1 protein-coding gene is annotated in these 1307 nt (G+C 66.6%); it reads right to left on the reverse strand.

Features of this window, described 5'->3' with window-relative positions; translation table 11 throughout:
* On the reverse strand, nucleotides 1–1307 hold a 1307-nt coding region (locus tag ACWGJY_RS37525), incomplete at both ends, for a condensation domain-containing protein (protein WP_453265375.1).

The following is a 1307-nucleotide window of genomic DNA, read 5'->3' on the forward strand; positions in this document are numbered from 1 at the left end:
GGGGCCTGTGGTGTCCGGGTGACCTGTGCTTCGAACAGTTCGGCGAGTGTGGCGTCAGGTACCTCACGTGCTGTGTCGTTCCAGCCGTTGAGCAGCAGCTCGCGCTCGTCGGCGGAGAGGACGTCCAGCTCACCGATCGGGCGGGAGGCATCCTCGGTGACGGTACGCAGCAGGCGTTCCAGTCGTGCCGCGATGGCTTCGGCGGTCTCCCGGTCGAAGAGGTCGGTGGCGTACTCCACCGATCCTCGAACGCCTGATGGCGCACCCTTGCTGTCGTGCTGTTCTTCCACGTCGAAGGAGAGATCGAACTTGGCCGACGCGATGTCCAGCGCATAGTGCTGTGCGGTCAGTCCGGGCAGTTCCAGGTCGGCATCGTTGTTCTGGAAGGTCAGCATCACCTGGAACAGGGGGTGGTGGGACAGGGAGCGGGTGGGGTTGACGATCTCCACGAGCCGCTCGAAGGGCACGTCCTGGTGAGTGTAGGCAGCCAGGTCGGTTTCCCGTACACGTCCGAGGAGTTCGGCGAACGACGGTTCGCCGGAGGTATCGGTACGCAGCACGAGCGTGTTGATGAAGAAGCCGACGAGGTCGTCGAGTGCGTCATCGGTGCGTCCGGCGATGGCGGAGCCGATGGGGATGTCGGTGCCCGCGCCGAGCCGGGTCAGCAGTGCGGCGATACCGGCCTGGACCACCATGAAGACACTGACTTGGTGTTCCCGCGCCAGGCGGACGATGCCGCCGTGGAGGTCGGTGTCCCAGACGAACGGAATGGTCTCGCCGTGGTGGCCGGCGGTGGCGGGTCGGGGGCGGTCGGTGGGTAGTTCGAGTTGTTCGGGGAGTGCGGTGAGGGTGGTGCGCCAGTAGTTGATCTGGCGGGAGATGAGGCTGTCGGGGTCGGTTTCGTCGCCGAGGACTTCGCGTTGCCAGAGGGTGTAGTCGGCGTACTGGACCGGCAGCGGAGCCCATTGCGGACCGGTTCCGTCGCAGCGCGCCGTATAGGCGGTGGAGAGGTCGTGGGCGAGGGGGGCGAGGGAGGCGCCGTCGCTGACGATGTGGTGGGCGAGGAGCAGGACGAGGTGTTCGTCGGGGGTGAGGGTGAATATCCAGGCGCGCAGTGGTACGTCGCTGGTCAGGTCGAAGGTGTGGGCGATGGCTTGACGGACGGCGGTGTCGAGGTCGTCTTCGTGGACGGGGACGAGGTCGATGGTGGGTCGGGCGGCGTCGCCGTGCAGGATGTGCTGGTAGGGGGTGCCGTCGGTTTGGGGGAAGACGGTGCGCAGGGTTTCGTGGCGGTCGGTGAGGTCGTG

The organism is Streptomyces sp. NPDC054765 (genome assembly GCF_053612065.1).